The sequence below is a fragment of the Sodalis sp. RH21 genome, from assembly GCF_047324175.1.
In the GTDB taxonomy this organism is placed as follows: Bacteria; Pseudomonadota; Gammaproteobacteria; order Enterobacterales; family Enterobacteriaceae; genus Acerihabitans.
The window spans coordinates 3,479,643-3,494,222 of the sequence record NZ_CP178732.1; the positions used below are offsets into that span (position 1 = coordinate 3,479,643).

Below are 14,580 nucleotides of genomic sequence, written 5' to 3' on the forward strand. Positions count from 1 at the left end.
AGTCATGATAATTCCCTGTAGCTGGGGTGATGATCATCAGCTGGAGTAAACACAATGACCTTCAAAAAAATACTCAGTTGTGCCCTTATGGCAACCTGCTTCGCATTGGCGGGACAGGCCTGCGCCGAAATCAAAATCGCCCTGGTGGCGAAATCGCTGGGCAATGGTTTTTTCGAGGCGGCAAACGTCGGGGCGCAGCAGGCCGCCAAAGAGTTGGGCGATGTTAAAGTCATTTATACCGGGCCCACCACCACCACGGCGGAAGCGCAGATAGAAGTGCTAAACGGGCTGATTGCCCAAGGGGTGGACGCCATCGCGGTGTCGGCAAACGATCCGGACGCCCTGGTGCCGGTGCTGAAAAAAGCCATGCAGCGCGGGATAAAAGTGGTTTCCTGGGACTCCGGGGTGGCCAAGGAGGGGCGCCAGATCCATCTTAATCCGTCCAGCAACGATCTGATTGGCCAGATGAACGTCCAGCTGGCGGCCGACGCCATCAAAGCCCTGGGCCTGCAAAAAGGGGATACGGCCATATTAAGCGCCACGCCCACCTCCACCAACCAGAATCTGTGGATTGCGGAAATGAAAAAGGTATTGCCGCAATATCCCGCGGTAAACCTGGTTACGGTGGCCTATGGCGATGACTTGTCGGATAAAAGCTATCGCGAGACCATCGGCTTGCTCAAGACCTACCCCAATTTGAAGGTAATCATTTCCCCGTCTTCCGTGGGCATCGTCGCCGCGGCGCAGGCGGTGAAGGATCAGGGCAAAATCGGCCAGGTGTATGTGACCGGGCTGGGCCTGCCGTCGGAAATGGCCGGGGCGGTGAAATCCGGCGCCACCAAAAGTTTCGCCATTTGGAACCCCATCGATCTCGGTTATGCGGCGACCTATATCGCTTATGATTTGGTGAAAGGCAAAACCACCGCCACGCAGGCCGGCATGGGGAAACTGGGCAACGTGCAATTGGATGCCGACGGCAATGGCGCCATGGCTAAACCGTTTATCTACGACGCCGGCAATATCGATCGATTCGCCAAAATATTCTGATGCGCCCGCCGGTTTTGCCGCACCGCAGCAGAGCCGGTGGTTAACGGCAGCAATAAAGTAGCGCGGAGGACGCGATGACCGATGCCATACCGTTATTGTCACTACAGGGGATTACCAAGATATTTCCGGGGGTGCGTGCACTCGAACAGGTCCGGCTTGATCTTTATCCCGGCAAAGTAACGGCGCTGATTGGGGAAAACGGCGCGGGTAAATCAACGCTGGTCAAAGTCATGACCGGCATTTACCAGCCGGATGAAGGGGAAATCCTGTATAAAAATATCCCGGTGAAACTGGTCAATCCGCAATCCGCCCACAAGCTCGGCATTACGGCCATCCATCAGGAAACCGTACTGTTTGACGAGCTGTCGGTGACGGAAAATATCTTTGCCGGGCATTATCTGCACCGCGGTTTATTCAACCGCCTGGATTGGCCGGCCATGCAGCGCAAAACCGGGGAAATCCTGACCCGGCTGGACGTGCAGATTGACCCGCGCGCCGTATTGAAAGAATTGAGCATCGCCCAGCGCCATATGGTGGCCATCGCCCGCGCCCTGTCGTTCGACGCCCAGGTGGTGATTCTCGACGAACCGACCGCGGCGCTGTCACAGCACGAAATAATCGAATTTTATCAAATCATTGCGCGCTTAAAACAGGAAAAGAAAGCGATCCTGTTTATCTCCCATAAGTTTGACGAGATTTTCGCCATTTCAGACTATTACACCGTGCTGCGCGACGGCGGCTATATCGGCTCGGGCCATATCAGCGATATGACCGAGGCCAAAATGGTTACCATGATGGTCGGGCGGGAAATCAGCCAGGCTTATCCCAAACCCGCCCGGACGCCGGGCGAAACCGTGCTGCAAGTCGTCGGGCTGAGCCATCCGACCGAATTTTCCGCCATCAGTTTTTCGCTGCGCAAAGGGGAAATCCTGGGTTTCTACGGCCTGGTCGGCGCCGGGCGCACCGAACTAATGAAAGCCCTGTTCGGCGTAACCCAGCCCAGCCGGGGGCAAATCCTGATCGGCGGCCAGGCGCGGCATTTCGCCAATCCCACCGAGGCGATCGCCGCCGGCATCGTGTACGTACCGGAGGAGCGCCAGCAGCAAGGGGCGATTATCGCGCTGCCTATCTATCAAAATATCAGCCTGCCGCAGTTGGGCCGGCTTAATCCGCACGGTATCCTGAACCAAACCAGAGAGTGGGCGCTGGCCGACGAATACGCCAGGCGCCTGCAGGTAAAAGCGTTTAGCTGGCGGCAATCGGTGGAGACATTATCCGGCGGCAACCAGCAAAAAGTGGTGATCGGCAAATGGCTGGCGACCCAGCCGCAAATCATTATTCTCGATGAACCCACCAAAGGCATCGATATCGGATCGAAAGCCGCGGTGCACCAGTTTATGGCGGAACTGGTGGCGCAAGGGCTGGCGGTGATTATGGTGTCTTCGGAGCTGCCCGAAATCATGGGCATGGCGCACCGGATTATCGTAATGCACGAAGGCTTGCTGGCGGGGGAATTCAAGGCCGGGGAAGCGTCGGCGGAAATGATTGTGAGCGTCGCCAGCGGCGCCGGCGAGGACGTGGCGTAATCATGAAAAATCTACTCAAACACCGCGAATGGTTCCTGGCCGTGGTAATCCTGCTGATGATCCTGGGGGTCGGCAGCCGATCGCCGGAATTTATCGCCCCAGGCAATCTGCTGGAAATGTTCAACGATACTTCGATCCTGATTATTCTGGCCCTCGGGCAGATGATGGTGCTGCTCACCAAAGGCATCGATTTATCCATGGCCGCCAACCTGGCGCTGACCGGGATGATGGTGGCGTTATTGAACTTTCATCATCCGGAACTGCCGGTCTGGCTGCTGGTGGCCATCGCCACGGCGAGCGGTTTGCTGATGGGCGCCATTAATGGCCTGCTGGTTTGGCGGCTGGGCATTCCGTCGATTGTGGTCACCCTCGGCACCATGAGCATTTACCGCGGCATCATTTTTTTGCTCTCCGGCGGCGGCTGGATCAACGCCCACCAAATGAGCCCGCAGTTCCTTGGCCTGCCGCGCACCCGGTTTCTGCATCTGCCGATTTTGGGGTGGTGCGCGATAGCCGCGCTGATCGCGGTGGGCTATTTTATGCGCTACAGCCGTACCGGGCGCGCGTTATACACCGCCGGCGGCAACGCCACCGCCGCCTATTACACCGGCATTGATGCCGGCAAAATGCAGTTTATCAGTTTCTGTTTATCCGGCACGCTGGCCGGGTTCTGCGGCTATTTGTGGATTACCCGGTTCGCGGTGGCCTATGTGGATGTGGCCAATGGTTTCGAATTGCAGATCGTCGCCGCCTGCGTTATCGGCGGCATCAGCACCATGGGCGGCATCGGCACCGTGCCGGGCTGCCTGCTGGGGGCGCTGTTTTTGGGGGTGATCAATAACGCCCTGCCGGTGATCGGCGTATCGCCATTTTGGCAAATGGCGATTTCCGGCGGGGTGATCGTCATTGCCGTGATCATGAATGAACGGGCCAATAAACGTAAAGGGCGGTTGATCCTGCGCGACGCCGTCCTGGCGCCGCCGCCCCCCTCCCCAGGACCCGATAGCGATAAGAGGCCGGTATCATGAACAAGACCCTAGTCTCGTCCACGCCTCCCGAATCCGAGCCGACGCGGCATACCGCTTTTTGGCGGCGCCTGGTCTGTTGGGAAGGTTTTTTACTGGCGGTGACGGTGGCGGTATTCGCCATTAATGCCGCGGCATCCCCTTATTTCCTCAATATCTGGAACCTGTCGGACGCCACGTTTAATTTTACCGAAAAAGCGATTATCGTGCTGCCGATGGCGATGCTGATTATCGCCCGGGAAATCGACCTGTCGGTGGCGTCGATTATGGCGCTGAGCTCCACCATCATGGGTTTTTGCGCCCAGGCCGGTCTGGCCACCCCCTGGCTGATCTGCGTCGGATTGGGGGTCGGGCTGCTATGCGGCGCCATTAACGGCCTGCTGGTGACGCGGTTAAATTTGTCCTCCATCGTTATCACCATCGGCACCATGAGTTTATTTCGCGGCATCACCTACGTATTGCTGGGCGACCAGTCAATCAACCACTATCCGGCCAGCTTCGCCTATTTTGGCCAGGGTTATGTATTCGGCGCGCTATCGTTTGAGTTCGCGTTATTTATCCTGCTGGCGCTGCTGTTTTACTGCCTGCTGCATAAAACCAATTTTGGCCGCCGGACCTTCGCCATCGGCAATAATCCCGTCGCGGCTTATTATTCCGGCATCAATGTAAAACGCCATAATCTTATTTTATTTGTGCTGGTGGGATTATTGTCCGGCCTGGCGGCGGTGCTGCTGACGTCCCGCCTGGGCAGCACCCGGCCCACTCTCGCCCTGGGCTGGGAGTTAAGCGTGATTACCATGGTGGTGCTGGGCGGGGTGAGCGTGCTGGGCGGGTCGGGCAGCATGATCGGCGTAATTATCGCCGCCTTCCTGATGGGGCTGGTGACCTTTGGCCTGAGCCTGCTGAACGTGCCGGGCATCGTCATGTCCATTATCGTCGGCCTGATGCTGATAGCGGTAATCTCGCTGCCGGTCCTGACCCGGCGTTTTATGGCGCGCCGCCGGTAGCGCCGCCCAGCGGCACGGCCCGGCGCCGGACCATGCCGCTGGGCGGCCGTCCCGGTCAGGACATAATCAGCCCGCCGTCGATATTAATGGTTTGTCCGGTCAGGTAGCGGGCGTCGTCGGACGCCAAAAACGCCACCAATCCGGCGACGTCCGCCGGCTGTCCGGCGCGTTTGAGCGGAATGCCCTGCACCCACTCCGCCATCAGTTCCCCTTTGCCGTAGCGTTTCTGGTCGGTGCCGAGGATCTGGCCCCAGACCCTATCGTTGTATTCCCACATTTCGCTTTCGATAATACCGGGGCAAAAAGCGTTGACGGTAATATTATGCGGGGCCAATTCATGGGCCAGGCTTTGGGTGATGCCGATAACGCCCATTTTACTGGCGGCGTAATGGGGGGTGTAAATAAAGCCCTGGCGCCCCTGGCCGGAAGACGTATTGATCAAGGAGCCGGACCCTTGCTTAACCATGATTTTCGCCGCTTCGCGGCAGCATAACCATACGCCGGTGGTATTCACCGCCAGCACTTTTTCAAAATCGCTTTTCGGCATGGCGTCAAAATAATCGATGGTTATCACCCCCGCATTTTGAATCGACACATCCACCGTGCCGAACCGCTCCACCGCCTGGCGGTACATATCCCGCACCTGCGCCTCGTCGGTCACGTCGACCCGCAGGGGTAAAATGTCCGCGCCATATTGCTGCGCCAGTTGCCCGGCGGTGGCGAATATCCGTTCGGCATTCGATACCATGACCAGGTTGGCGCCATCGCGGGCGAAGCGCTCGGCGATGCCGGCGCCGATGCCGCGGCAGGCGCCGGTAATGACCACGGTCTTGCCACTGAAATCTCGTTTCATCACATCATCTCCAGGGTATTAGAGCTTGGGTTCAGGTTTAACCATGACTCGCATCAGGGAGCGGCGGCTGCGCCGCCTGCTGCTTTTTTTCGTGGCGGCGCATCAGCGTGACCTTGCTTTGCAGGCGCTGCTGGAACTGGTCGATCACCACGGCGGTGACGATCACCAGGCCCTTAATCACCATTTGCCAAAATTCGCTGACCCCCATCATTACCAGCCCGTCGGCCAGGAATACGATGACAAACGCGCCGATAATGGAGCCGAACACCCGGCCGCGGCCGCCGGCCAAAGCCGTGCCGCCCAGCACCGTGGCGCCGATGGCGTCCATCTCGAACATATTGCCGGTCATCGGATGGGAGGTTTGCAGCTGCGAGGCCACCACCAGCCCCACCAGCGCCGCGCACAGGCCCGAAAAGGCGTAGACGAAAATTTTCACTTTATTGATCGGCACCCCGGCCAGGCGCGCGGCCGGTTCATTACCGCCAATGGCGTAGATATAGCGGCCCAGCGGCGTTTTTTTCGTCAGGTAAATGCCGAATAAAACGATAATCGCCATCAGCCATATCGGGTTATATACCCCGAGCAGGGTACCGGAACCCAGGGTGGCGAAACCGGTGTTGCCCAGGGCCGCCACGCCGGACAGGTTGGGAAAGGTTTTGCCGTCGGTGGTCAGCAGCGCCGCGCCGCGGGCCACGTACATCATGCCCAGGGTGCAGATAAAGGGCGCGACGCCCAGGCGGGTGATCACCAGGCCGTTAATCGCGCCGATGGCAGTACCGGCGATCGCGACCACCACCATCACCTCCGCCACATTCAAAAACAGCAGGTTGTCGCCCCATAACGGCACGCCCAGCGTCAGCAGCGCGCCGCCAATCATGCCGCACATGCCGGCCACCGCCCCCACCGACAGGTCGATGCCGCCGGTCAGGATCACCAGCGTCATGCCCACCGCCAGCAAACCGGTGATGGCCACATGCTGGGTCATGATCAATAGGTTGGAGGTGGTGATAAAATTCGGCACCATCGCGCTGAAAAAACCGACCACGATCAGCAGCGCAATAAAGGTGCGCGCTTTGAGCAGGTACATGTAAACCAGATATTTTTGACTTTGCATAACCGTTCCTTAATCGTGAGGCGTCGATGCGCTAATCAGCGTTTCCCGGTTCACCCCGGCCCGCGGCAGGTCGGCGGTGATTTTACCGTCGGCCATGACAATCACCCGGTCCGCCAGCTGCATCACTTCGTCCAGTTCGGACGACGAGAACATCACGGCCAACCCTTGCTGCGCCATAGCGCCGATCAAATGGTACACATCGGTTTTCGCCCCCACGTCGATGCCCCGGGTGGGTTCATCGAGCAACACCACCAGCGGCTGGGTCAGCAAGGCTTTGCCTAGCACCACTTTTTGCTGATTGCCCCCGGAGAGCGAGGTCACCGCCGAATCCACATCGCCGACTTTGATCGCCAGCTTGTCGATCATCCGCCTGACGGTGCCGGACTCCTGTTCATCGCGGATCGGCAGCAGCGTTTGCCAAAACCGTTTGCTGCACAGCGTGGAGAGCGTCATATTGATTTTTATCGATAACAGCTGCACCAGCCCTTCCGCCTGCCGGTCCTCCGGCACCAGCGCCATGCCCTGCTCCAGGCGATGGCGAAACGGCCGGTGCTCCACGCGCCGCCCGTTCAGCGTGATTTCGCCGGCGTCCTGTTTCAATAAACCGAGCAGGGTCTTGAACAGCTCGGTGCGTCCGGCGCCCAGCAAACCATACACGCCGACCACTTCCCCGCGCCGCAGGGTCAAACTGACGCCGTTAAGGGCGTAGCCGCCGTTTTGGTGCAATAGGGTGAGTCCGTTGGCGCTCAGCACTTCCTCCCCCTGCGCCGCCGGGCTATAGTCGAAATGCTTGGTTTTTTCACCCACCATGCTGGAGATGATCCATGCAATATTCGCCTGGCCGATCTCGCGCTCGTCGACGAATTTGCCGTCGCGAAACACCGTAATGCGATCGCCGATGGCCATCAGCTCCTCCAAGCGGTGGGAAATATAAATAATGGTGACGCCGCGGCGTTTGAGCTGGGCGATGACATTAAACAGCACCTTGACTTCGGATTGGCTGAGCGCCGAGGTCGGTTCATCCATAATCAGCACCCGGGTGTCCTTGGACAGCGCGCGCGCGATCTCCACCAGTTGCTGATGGCCGATGGCCAGTTCCTCCAGCGGCGTCAGCGGGTCCACATCCAGTTCCAGGCGCTCAAGCAAGGCTTTGGCCAATTGATACTGGTAGTCCACGTTGATGCGCCCGCGCTGGAAAAACTCGTTGCCGATGAAAATATTGTCCATCACCGTCATATTGGGGAACAGGTTAAGCTCCTGGAAAATAATACTGATGCCCAGTTTTTCCGCCTGATGGGTCGAACCGAGGGAGACCGGCTCGCCGTCGAGCAGGATTTGCCCGCTGGTGGGCGTTTCGACCCCGGCCAGCATTTTCATCATGGTGGATTTGCCGGCGCCGTTTTCCCCGATCAGCACATTGACCTGGTTGCGGAACACCCGGTAATCAACGTTATCCAGGGCAACCACGCCGGGATATAACCGCGACACTGCGCGGGTTTCAATAATCACCGGCCCCCCTTCCCGCAGGGATGCCCGCGGCGTCGACCGGTCGTTGACGTAATGGGATCGCGGTTCGGCAGCGGCGGTGATGCGTGGGTTGACCATGGCTGTCTCCTTACTGCGTAATGTTGACGGGCGTAATCAGCAGCGGCGGCTGCGGCGTATCAAACGCGCTGAACACCCCGTACACCGTCACGTTGCCGCCCACGGTAAAGGTCTGTTTCGCCAGCGTATTAATCGCCTGCTGGTTAATTGCTTTCCCAAAATCGCCGAACAGATTCTGATCGTTGAAATCGCCATAACCCAGGCCGCGGTAGCTATCGCGCAAATCGGTGCCGCGAAAGGTCGGTCCAATCTGCACTTTCACCTCGCCCACCTGGTTATCGTCGCTTTTCACCACGATTTGGCCGTTACGCGACGCGGTATTTACTTGGCTGATGGCGCCGCTGAACGAAACGGTAAACACACAGGGGTTTTCATCCTGGCTGCGATAGCCGTATTGCCGGCAGGCGGTGTCGAAATCCTTGGCCTGGCCGATTTGCGTCAACAGGGTGCCCAGGGGGGTGGCCGAATTTTTTACCTGCGGCGCAATGTTCCGATCAAACAGCTGCGCCGCCTTGGCCAGGTTGGCGTTGGGCGGATTTTTCAGCTCCGCCAGCTGCTGCCTGGTGACGATGCGGCAGCCGGATAACAGCAGGGACGCGATCACCACCCACATAACGCGATTGATCATGACATTGCTCCTTACGCGCCCCGCGCTGCCACGGGGCGCGGCGAATACCGGCGGTTATTGCTGATAATTGAAGTTATTGACTTTGTCGGCGTTGCCCTGCTGGATCAAAATGCCGCGGAACATGATGCGTTCCTTGCCGGTGTAATTGCCTTTTTGCAAATAGCCGTCAAGGATTTCCACCCCCTGCGAGGCGATGGCCTGGGCCTGCAGCATTACGCTGGCGTAAAGATCGCCGGCCTTGATGGCGTCGCGTTCATCATTGCTGCCGTCGATACCTACCACGGTCACGTCGCTGCGGCCCGCCGCTTTTAACGCCGCCACCGCGCCCAGGGCCACCGGGCCGTTGCCGGTAATCACCCCTTTGATATCCGGATGCGCCTGCAAAATGCTGTCCATGATGCGTTTGCCTTCCAGCAGATTGCCTTTGGCGTCCTGGCGGGCGATCATTTTCATATCGGGATATTGGTCGAGCACATTGTGGAACGATTTGGAGCGGGTGACGCAATTGTTATCCGCCAGGTTGCAGGTCAATTCGGCATAGTTGCCTTTTTCGCCCATTTTCTCGACGAAGACGTTGGCCACATCGGAACCTGCCTGGAAATTGTTATGGGTGATTTGCGCCAGCGCCACGCCGTCCACCGGTATTTCGCGGTTGATCAGCACCACCGGCACGCCGGCGTCCTTGGCCTGTTTCACCGCGGCGACGCTGGCCTGCGAATCGGCGTTGTCCAGAACAATCCCCTGCACTTTACGACCGATAACCAGGCTGATGAGCTCCCCCTGGCGTTTCACGTCTTCGCCGTGGGACAACACCAGGGTTTTATATCCCATCGATTGCGCCTTGGCTTCGGCGCCTTTGGCCTCGGCGGAGTAGTACGGGTTATCCAGCGAATTGACCAGAATGGCGATGGTGCCTTTTTCGGCGGCCAGGGCGTGCGGCAGGTAACAACTGGCGAGGAGGGCTAACAGGGTCAGATGTTTTTTCATGGTAGGGTCTCTCTGTCATTGTTTTTTATCGTAGGCACAGGGCATGGGTACAACGGCGGACCGGCTACCAGATGGTAAAACCCCCATCGATCATCAGGTCGGCGCCGGTGATCATGTCGCTGCCATTGCTGGCAAAAAATACAATGGCGGCGGCAATTTCGTCGGTATAGGCAAAGCGTCCCAGCGGGATCAATTTTTTCATTTCCTCCCCTTTCTCGCCGCGCCAGGCTTTTTCGCCCATGGGCGTCAGCACCACGGTGGGCGACAGGGTATTGACGTTAATACGATACGGCGCCCACTCTTTGGCCATCACTTTGGTCATGCCCAGCAGGCCGGCTTTGGACGAGGTGTAGGCGCAATGCCGGTCGATGGCGATGGACGCCGCCTGCGAGGCGATATTGATGATTTTCCCGCCCTGGCCGCGGGCTATCATGCTGCGGGCGGCGGCCTGCGAGCACAGGAACGGGCCGGTCAAATTGACCGCCAGATGCTGTTGCCATTGATCGAAGGCGGTATCCGCCGCGGGTTCCAAGTGCACATAACCGGCGCAGTTGACTAAAATATCGATTTGGCCCCAGCGCTGCTCCACCTGATTAAACGCCTCGGCCACCTGGGCCGGGTCGCTCACATCGCATTCGGTATAACTGACGCGCTCGTCCCCCAATTCCGCCGCCGCCGTCGCCTGCACCGCGCGTTCAAACGCCGGATACAGCAGCGCCAGGGTCGCGCCTTTGCCGAGCATCATGCGGTTGGCGGCCATGGCGATACCGCCCAGTCCGCCGGTGACCACCGCGACTTTGCCGGCCAACGACAGCGAAGGGTCCACGCCATAACGCAGATTAACGTCATATTGATTACTCATTCCTGGGTCTCCAAAGGTGAAAGGGCCGCCGGTGGGCTTACGGCGCCGATCGGGCCGGCGTTATCAATGGAAAACCGACGGCGCCAATGGCTGTTGGCGGTTTAATTCATTTTCGAATAAAACTATATATGGCCGTTTTGATCGAATATGAGGCGCAGATCAGGTTTCGAACAAAAACCATTGGTTGTAAAAACTCTATTTTTATCAATTAATTAGTTTTTTAAGGTGGTCATGCATGAGGACTAACCTGCTGAAAATTAGTATTTTTTAGCTATTAAATTTACATTGATTTTCATTTGAAAATGATAAAAAAGAACCGCGGCGCAACTCGCTTTAGCCTGCGGGCAACGTTACTATTTGCCTCTACGTCTCTGAGAACGCCAATGCTGACGGGAGAATCATGATTGAAAAGCAAAAATGAACAGCGGGCGGACATGCAGCATCGTCGCAATAAGATATTGGAAATGATAAAAGAGGATGGCACCGTGTCGGTGAAGATGCTTACCGATGCCTTCGATTTGACCGAAGCGACTATCCGCTCCGACTTACGCATGCTGCAACAGCGCGGCTATATCCAGCGCTATCACGGCGGGGCCACGCTGCTCGACGGTAAGCAAAATACCCACGCGCTGCTGCTGGCGCGCCAGACGCAGCTGGACGAAAAGGACGCGATTGGGCAACTGGCGGCCAGTTTTATCGAGCCGGGCGACACCATTATCCTGGATTCAGGCTCCACCACCACGGCCATCGCCAACCATCTGAGCCACATCAAAAAGCTGTCGGTGATCACCACCTCGGTGAATATCGCCCTGCAGCTGGGAGGGGAACCGGAAGTGAATATCCAGCTGACCGGCGGAACCTTTAAATTCCCGACCCTTTCCACTTCCGGCGAGAAAGCCGCCAATTTTTTCCATAATATGCTGGCAGAAAAACTGTTCCTGGCCACCGCCTGCATTTCGCCGCGCGCCGGGCTCAGCTATCCCAGCGAAACGGATATCAAGGTGAAAACGGCGATGATCAACTCGGCCAATACGGTATTCGTGGTGGCGGATTCCACTAAAATCGACAAAGTGTCGATGTTCGCCCTGGCCTGCGACTGGGGGAAACTGCACTATCTTATTACCGACAGCGGCATCACCGCCGAGGCCAAAGCCGCATTTGAAGCGCTGGGCGTCACGGTGCTGGTCGCGCAGGCGTCATAACTGCATCCGGCGCAGGCCGGCCAGTCAATACAGCCAATAAAAACGCATAACGTTATATTAGGAGAAAAATAGTTACCCGCCCGCGGCATTATTACATTATCGTATGCCGCCTTAGCGGGCATAACGACGCAATCAAGATCGGCCAGCAGAGCCGGTACTTTTTTATCGACAGGAACCGTCATATGGTTGACCAAGTAAGGGAAGCTCTTGATATCCCCAAGAGCACGGAGAAACTCCAGCGCAATCTGCACAACCGCCATATCCAGCTGATCGCCATCGGCGGCGCTATCGGCACCGGCCTGTTTATGGGTTCCGGTAAAACCATCAGCCTGGCCGGCCCCTCCATTATTTTCGTGTATATGATCATCGGCTTTATGCTGTTTTTCGTGATGCGCGCCATGGGCGAACTGCTGCTCTCCAACCTCGACTATAAATCCTTCAGCGATTTCGCCGCCGATCTGCTCGGCCCCTGGGCGGGGTATTTTACCGGCTGGACCTACTGGTTTTGCTGGGTGGTGACCGGCATCGCCGACGTGGTGGCCATCAGCGCCTATTTTCAGCTGTGGTTGCCCAACTTCTCGGTGTGGATGAGCGCCTTGCTGTGCGTCGCGGTATTTTTGTCGCTTAATCTCGCCACCGTCAAACTGTTCGGCGAAATGGAGTTTTGGTTCGCCATCGTCAAGATTATCGCCATCGTCGCCCTGATCGCCGCCGGCGTCGTGTTGGTGGCGCTGCACTATCCGTCTCCGGCCGGCGGTACGGCGGCGCTGTCGAACCTCTGGCAGCATGGCGGCCTGTTTCCCAAGGGCCTCGGCGGCTTTTTCGCCGGTTTCCAAATCGCGGTGTTCGCTTTTGTGGGCATCGAGCTGGTGGGGACCACCGCGGCTGAAACCCAGAACCCGCACCAGGTATTGCCCCGCGCCATTAACGCCATTCCGCTGCGGGTGATTATGTTCTACGTATTGGCGCTGGCGGCCATCATGGCGGTGACGCCCTGGAATAACGTCCTGCCCGATCGCAGTCCGTTTGTCGAGATGTTTATGCTCACCGGGCTGCCGGCGGCCGCCAGCGTGGTGAATTTCGTGGTGCTGACCTCCGCGGCGTCCTCGGCCAATAGCGGCATTTTTTCCACCGGACGCATGCTGTACGGCCTGGCGGAGCAAGGGGTTGCCCCCAGCCGGTTCGCCAGGCTCTCGCGCCGCGCGGTGCCCACCGCCGGGCTGGTCTTCTCCTGCCTGTGCCTGCTGGCCGGGGTGGCGCTGATCTACCTGATTCCCAACGTGATGACGGTATTTACCCTGGTGACGACGGTGTCCGCGATTTTGTTTATGTTCGTCTGGACCATCATTCTGTGCTCTTACCTCGCTTACCGTAAAAAGTATCCGCAGCGCCACCGGCAGTCGGCGTTTAAAATGCCGCTGGGCAAGACCATGTGCTGGGTCTGCATGGGGTTCTTTCTGTTTGTGCTGGTATTGCTGGCCCTGCAGCCGGATACCCGCCAGGCGCTGATGGTGACGCCGCTTTGGTTCGCGATCCTGGCCGCGGGCTGGATGCTGCGCGCTAAAAAATCCGCCGGATGACGATAGGCAAGCTACCCCTCGGACCCCGACCCGCCGCCTTTCGCCCGGCCGCGGGCAGGGACGCGGGTATAGCGCGGGTACGGCACGGGCATAGCTCCGCCGGTCAGTCCCCCGGCGCGTCGCGGCCAAGCCAGGCCGCGCCACGTACCCCGCTGCTGTCGCCGTGCATCGCCGGTACGATATGCGTGGTAAAACGATCGGTAAACGCATAGCGGGCCACGCGCGACTCCAGATCCGTACGCTGCGCCAGGGCATTTGACAGCCCGCCCCCCAGCACGATCGCCCCGGGGTCGACAAGATTGCAGATGGCGGCCAGCACCCGGGCCAATTGGTCGAGGTAGCGTTCGAAATGCCGCGCCGCCGCGGGCTCCCCCGCCGCCGCCAGGGTGATGATCTCGTGGGCGGCGGCCGTGGTCCCGGTTGATATTGCATAGCGTTGCGCGAAACCGGTGCCGGAAATAAAAGATTCCGCGCAGTTTTGCTGTCCGCAATAGCAGCGCGCCGCCGCGCCGTCCGTACTCGCGCAATAACCCGGCAACGGGATATGGCCGCATTCGGCGGCATTGCCGTTATGGCCGGCGATAAGCCGCTTATCGATCACCAGCCCTCCGCCGCAGCCGGTGCCGAGGGTGATGCCAAACACAATGTCATGGCGCCGGCCGGCGCCGTCCACCGCCTCCGACAGCGCGAAACAATTGCCGTCATTGCCGATGGCGACGGGCTGGCCGAGATAGCGGCGTAAATCCCGCAACAAGGGTTGGCCGTTGAGGGGCAGAATATTGGAGTTTTTAATCAGGCCGCTCAGCGGCGATACGCTGCCGGGCAAGGCGATGCCCACCGACATCGGCGCGCCGAAGCGCCGTTTGAGCGTAGCGATATGCCGGCCGAGATGGGATAAAAATTGCTGGTAGCCGTCTTTTTGCGTGGCGGCCCGGTGGCGGTACAATTCCGTCCCCTGCCCGTCAAGCACCAGGGTTTCGGTTTTGGTGCCGCCGATATCCAGTCCCATATGTATCATGGTGGTATCCTGTCGCTGATAAAACCAAGCGTTCCGGGGTATGGGTTCGGGCAGGCGCCTGACGCC

At 58.6% G+C, this 14,580-nt stretch carries 13 protein-coding genes; 6 read left to right on the forward strand and 7 right to left on the reverse strand.

Going from position 1 to position 14,580, the window contains the following annotated elements:
- Positions 1 to 87 precede the first annotated feature (87 nt).
- The 4 genes from rhaS (at position 88) to ACL2XP_RS15950 (ending at position 4,665) form a co-directional block, all read left to right on the forward strand.
- Entirely contained in the window at positions 88 to 1,047 is a 960-nt protein-coding gene (gene rhaS / locus ACL2XP_RS15935) for a rhamnose ABC transporter substrate-binding protein (protein ID WP_413733806.1), read from the forward strand.
- Positions 1,048 to 1,121: 74 nt separating this feature from the next.
- Positions 1,122 to 2,633, forward strand: a complete 1,512-nt coding sequence (locus ACL2XP_RS15940; RefSeq protein WP_413733807.1) for a sugar ABC transporter ATP-binding protein — start codon at positions 1,122 to 1,124, stop codon at positions 2,631 to 2,633.
- Positions 2,633 to 3,661: an ABC transporter permease gene (locus ACL2XP_RS15945; protein ID WP_413739182.1), complete on the forward strand. Its 1,029-nt coding sequence runs from the start codon at positions 2,633 to 2,635 to the stop codon at positions 3,659 to 3,661. Before ACL2XP_RS15940 ends, ACL2XP_RS15945 begins: the two co-directional genes overlap by 1 nt.
- A complete protein-coding gene (locus tag ACL2XP_RS15950; RefSeq protein ID WP_413733808.1) occupies positions 3,658 to 4,665 on the forward strand; it encodes an ABC transporter permease in 1,008 nt (335 codons plus the stop codon). Before ACL2XP_RS15945 ends, ACL2XP_RS15950 begins: the two co-directional genes overlap by 4 nt.
- Before the next feature lie 55 nt (positions 4,666 to 4,720).
- Here the strand turns inward: ACL2XP_RS15950 and ACL2XP_RS15955 are convergent, their stop codons facing one another.
- The 6 genes from ACL2XP_RS15955 to ACL2XP_RS15980 form a co-directional block, all read right to left on the reverse strand.
- A complete protein-coding gene (locus ACL2XP_RS15955) occupies positions 4,721 to 5,518 on the reverse strand; it encodes an SDR family oxidoreductase (RefSeq protein ID WP_413739184.1) in 798 nt (265 codons plus the stop codon).
- A 37-nt stretch (positions 5,519 to 5,555) separates the two neighbouring features.
- The gene (locus ACL2XP_RS15960) at positions 5,556 to 6,632 is read right to left on the reverse strand and encodes an ABC transporter permease (RefSeq protein ID WP_413733811.1); all 1,077 of its coding nucleotides are present in this window, start codon (positions 6,630 to 6,632) and stop codon (positions 5,556 to 5,558) included.
- Between the two features lie 9 nt (positions 6,633 to 6,641).
- Positions 6,642 to 8,237 (reverse strand): sugar ABC transporter ATP-binding protein, encoded by a 1,596-nt coding sequence (locus ACL2XP_RS15965; RefSeq protein ID WP_413733812.1) that lies wholly within the window; start codon positions 8,235 to 8,237, stop codon positions 6,642 to 6,644.
- Positions 8,238 to 8,247: 10 nt separating this feature from the next.
- Entirely contained in the window at positions 8,248 to 8,865 is a 618-nt protein-coding gene (locus tag ACL2XP_RS15970; RefSeq protein ID WP_413733813.1) for a DUF2291 family protein, read from the reverse strand.
- 54 nt (positions 8,866 to 8,919) lie between these two features.
- A complete protein-coding gene (locus tag ACL2XP_RS15975; RefSeq protein ID WP_413733814.1) occupies positions 8,920 to 9,852 on the reverse strand; it encodes a D-ribose ABC transporter substrate-binding protein in 933 nt (310 codons plus the stop codon).
- Positions 9,853 to 9,916: 64 nt separating this feature from the next.
- Positions 9,917 to 10,714 carry a GolD/DthD family dehydrogenase gene (locus ACL2XP_RS15980; protein WP_413733815.1) on the reverse strand — a complete coding sequence of 266 codons (798 nt, stop codon included), beginning with the start codon at positions 10,712 to 10,714 and terminating at the stop codon, positions 9,917 to 9,919.
- A 404-nt stretch (positions 10,715 to 11,118) separates the two neighbouring features.
- Here ACL2XP_RS15980 and ACL2XP_RS15985 point away from each other — a divergent pair, with 404 nt between their 5' ends.
- Together ACL2XP_RS15985 and cycA are read left to right on the forward strand one after the other, a co-directional pair.
- On the forward strand, positions 11,119 to 11,916 hold the full coding sequence (locus ACL2XP_RS15985; RefSeq protein WP_413733817.1) for a DeoR/GlpR family DNA-binding transcription regulator: 798 nt from the start codon (positions 11,119 to 11,121) through the stop codon (positions 11,914 to 11,916).
- A 182-nt stretch (positions 11,917 to 12,098) separates the two neighbouring features.
- The gene (cycA, locus tag ACL2XP_RS15990) at positions 12,099 to 13,496 is read left to right on the forward strand and encodes a D-serine/D-alanine/glycine transporter (RefSeq protein WP_413733818.1); all 1,398 of its coding nucleotides are present in this window, start codon (positions 12,099 to 12,101) and stop codon (positions 13,494 to 13,496) included.
- 103 nt (positions 13,497 to 13,599) lie between these two features.
- On the opposite strand, the gene ACL2XP_RS15995 is transcribed toward cycA, so the two are convergent.
- Positions 13,600 to 14,514: an ROK family protein gene (locus tag ACL2XP_RS15995; protein WP_413733819.1), complete on the reverse strand. Its 915-nt coding sequence runs from the start codon at positions 14,512 to 14,514 to the stop codon at positions 13,600 to 13,602.
- Positions 14,515 to 14,580 lie beyond the last annotated feature (66 nt).

What these genes read in the sequence shown, in the direction of transcription:
- ACL2XP_RS15950 (WP_413733808.1), top strand. Translation starts at nt 3,658, where the DNA reads ATGAACAAGACCCTAGTCTCGTCCACGCCTCCCGAATCCGAGCCGACG.
- cycA (WP_413733818.1), top strand. Translation starts at nt 12,099, where the DNA reads ATGGTTGACCAAGTAAGGGAAGCTCTTGATATCCCCAAGAGCACGGAG.
- ACL2XP_RS15960 (WP_413733811.1), bottom strand. Translation starts at nt 6,632, where the DNA reads ATGCAAAGTCAAAAATATCTGGTTTACATGTACCTGCTCAAAGCGCGC.
- ACL2XP_RS15940 (WP_413733807.1), top strand. Translation starts at nt 1,122, where the DNA reads ATGACCGATGCCATACCGTTATTGTCACTACAGGGGATTACCAAGATA.
- ACL2XP_RS15955 (WP_413739184.1), bottom strand. Translation starts at nt 5,518, where the DNA reads ATGAAACGAGATTTCAGTGGCAAGACCGTGGTCATTACCGGCGCCTGC.
- ACL2XP_RS15995 (WP_413733819.1), bottom strand. Translation starts at nt 14,514, where the DNA reads ATGATACATATGGGACTGGATATCGGCGGCACCAAAACCGAAACCCTG.
- ACL2XP_RS15980 (WP_413733815.1), bottom strand. Translation starts at nt 10,714, where the DNA reads ATGAGTAATCAATATGACGTTAATCTGCGTTATGGCGTGGACCCTTCG.
- rhaS (WP_413733806.1), top strand. Translation starts at nt 88, where the DNA reads ATGGCAACCTGCTTCGCATTGGCGGGACAGGCCTGCGCCGAAATCAAA.
- ACL2XP_RS15970 (WP_413733813.1), bottom strand. Translation starts at nt 8,865, where the DNA reads ATGATCAATCGCGTTATGTGGGTGGTGATCGCGTCCCTGCTGTTATCC.
- ACL2XP_RS15965 (WP_413733812.1), bottom strand. Translation starts at nt 8,237, where the DNA reads ATGGTCAACCCACGCATCACCGCCGCTGCCGAACCGCGATCCCATTAC.
- ACL2XP_RS15975 (WP_413733814.1), bottom strand. Translation starts at nt 9,852, where the DNA reads ATGAAAAAACATCTGACCCTGTTAGCCCTCCTCGCCAGTTGTTACCTG.